Below are 2,622 nucleotides of genomic sequence, written 5' to 3' on the forward strand. Positions count from 1 at the left end.
CCGTTGCCAGTAATTTGAAATGACCGAAATTTTAAAGAAATATTTAGTTACAAAATGGTGGTTACCGATTTTATTTTTCGGAATATCAATCATTCTTTTCATTTCTGATATAATACTTCCAAACACAGACTTTGGATTTTATACTTTATTGTTTTTTGGATTGGTATTGTTAATTTCAACAGTTTGGCAATTTTTTAAGGGTAAAATAGTAATTGGACTTTTCCAATTATCAATTCTTGTTACGCCATTCCTGATTCTTGGATTTATGGTTTATTTATTTGCTGGAATGCTGAACAAACCAGACGGAGAATTAGCTTTAGACAGAATAGAACCACTAATTGAAGAAAAAACGGATTTAATTATTCCAAAGAATTTTGAGGTTTTGGAAAATCTTATTGAACATACAGAAGGAGCTTTTGACTCTGACTACTCTATCGGACTGACAATTGAATATAAAGAATCTGACGAGCAAAATATTGTAGAACAAATTCTCAATAGCGCGGACTTGGAATCGAATAAAGGTTCGTGGAAAAAATATGACAGCGGATTTGATTTTGAACATAACAATAACGAAATAAATAGAGCTGAACCGTTTTATTTCAAAGTAGACACTATAAACAATAAAATGGAATTGAATTTAAGTCACTTATGAATAAAAACTACTGGCAACAATGTATAACCGCAATTACGGCGGATTCGACTACGTCCGAATCCACTCGGAATTGCTAACGTCGGTGCTTAACCGAAAAACATTATCTTTAATCCCGTAACTGACGGTTATACGAGACCGTTGGCGGTAATGCTGATAAAACGACACAATGAAACTGAATAAGAAAAAAATAATTGCAAGGGAATTTTTAACACTAATTGCTTGTGCTTTGGTATTTGGCTTAGCTTTTATTTGCACAATACCATACAACTATGTTATTGAATCACGAATTGAAAAATTAGAAACCACTTCTCAGTCTTTATCTGACAGTATTAATAAGATTCAGATACATTTTTCGCCTAAAATCGACAAGCAGAAGGAATTTTTCGAGATAAGCGAATCAAACAGATGGCATACAAAGCAATGGACTTATAAAGAATTATGGTCTAGGTTACAAAAGTTAAATGAAAAGGATAGCCTAAAATTCAAATGGAATAATGAATGGAGTTCAGGACTAAAGAAAAAAATGGGTGATCTGTTAGGATTCAAAAAATTATCTGATTTTGAAGACTACATAGAAAACAATTCATTGACCCCGAAAGAAGTTGAAAAAAATGCTAGTGCAGAAAAACTCATCGATGAGAGAGAAAATATTGAAAGCAAAATTCGTACAGAAAAGTATAAACTGTTGGATTTTGACGACAGATTGGAGTTTTCGTTGATATGTTTAATAATAATAGGAGTTTTATCTTTTCCATTAAGGTATCTATTCTATGCTATCAAATGGAGCATAAAAACTTTAAAACAAAATGAACAATGAGAGCAACTGTTATATTAACCATTCTGTTTTTGGCTTCAAATTGCTTGAATGCTCAAAAAGGCAAGATTGTCAAAAATATACCTACAGATTTACCAGTAAGTTGCATTAAATTAAGCCCAGACCATAAAATAATTGCAATTGCTGATGATACTGAAGACCCACTTGGATTTCAGGAACTTGATGAAGCTTTTGAAATAACCATAGTAAATTCATCGGACTACACTGAAATATATAAACTCTCGGGGCATCAAGAATCTATTGAGGCAATTAATTTCAGTTTAGATTCAAAACAACTGATTTCAACTGACAAAAGTGGTGAAATTAAAGTTTGGGACTTAACAAATGGAACGGAAATCATAAGCATAAAGACAGGTGAATGGGTACATAATGCAAAATTTAGTAGTTCAGGTGATGAATTTATCGCAATTCAAGGCTTTGAGAAAGTTGCTTTGCTCTATGATATTAAAGGAAACTTGATAGCAAAATTACAAGTCAACAAACAGATAAATGACTTTGACTATAACCCTAAAACAAACCAAATATATTTTGGCTGTCATGATGAATTCCAAGTTTGGTCACTCGTCACAAGAAAACTGACAAGCAAAATACCTTTTGAAGGATTGATGTGTATGTCTTTTAACCAAGATTACTCAAATCTTGCAATCGGAATGTCAAACGGAAAAATTACTATACTAACACCTGAATTAAAAGAAATCAAAAGGTTAAAAGGCCACTTTAAACCAGTGCTATCTTTAAGTTTCAGTTTTGATAATAAAAAATTAGCGTCCGCAAGTTCGGACCAGACTGCAAGGGTTTGGGATTTGAATAAAGAAAGTGAAATTCTGCAATTGACTAATGAACATAAAGGTACTGTTTCATCCATAGAATTCATTTCGGACAAATACGAATTCATGACAGGAGGAGAAAATAAAGAATTGATAGTTTGGAAATAAGCACATACCGCCAACAAAAGCTATGCGTAATGCGGGAGAAAATGCTGATATGAAAGTAATTACAGTAAACAAACTTTTCGGCAGGCTGACAGTGAAGTGCCTTGAAATCCCGCACTACGCATAGCCAAACCGTTGGTTACAATAGCGGAATTAAAAACTAAGTGTGAAAATTGTGCGAATTCTGAACTTTGAAAACAGCG

At 32.9% G+C, this 2,622-nt stretch carries 3 protein-coding genes; all 3 read left to right on the forward strand.

The annotated features are described in order from the left end of the window. Nucleotides 1-19: 19 nt before the first annotated feature. Nucleotides 20-652, forward strand: coding sequence for a hypothetical protein (locus WA327_RS08415; RefSeq protein ID WP_336068588.1), 633 nt, complete (start codon nucleotides 20-22; stop codon nucleotides 650-652). Nucleotides 653-818: 166 nt separating this feature from the next. Further along, nucleotides 819-1,469 carry a hypothetical protein gene (locus WA327_RS08420; RefSeq protein ID WP_336068590.1) on the forward strand — a complete coding sequence of 217 codons (651 nt, stop codon included), beginning with the start codon at nucleotides 819-821 and terminating at the stop codon, nucleotides 1,467-1,469. Further along, the gene (locus WA327_RS08425; RefSeq protein WP_336068593.1) at nucleotides 1,466-2,422 is read left to right on the forward strand and encodes an eIF2A-related protein; all 957 of its coding nucleotides are present in this window, start codon (nucleotides 1,466-1,468) and stop codon (nucleotides 2,420-2,422) included. Before WA327_RS08420 ends, WA327_RS08425 begins: the two co-directional genes overlap by 4 nt. Nucleotides 2,423-2,622: the final 200 nt, after the last annotated feature.

The organism is Mesoflavibacter sp. CH_XMU1404-2, assembly GCF_037029465.1.
In the GTDB taxonomy this organism is placed as follows: domain Bacteria; phylum Bacteroidota; class Bacteroidia; order Flavobacteriales; family Flavobacteriaceae; genus Mesoflavibacter.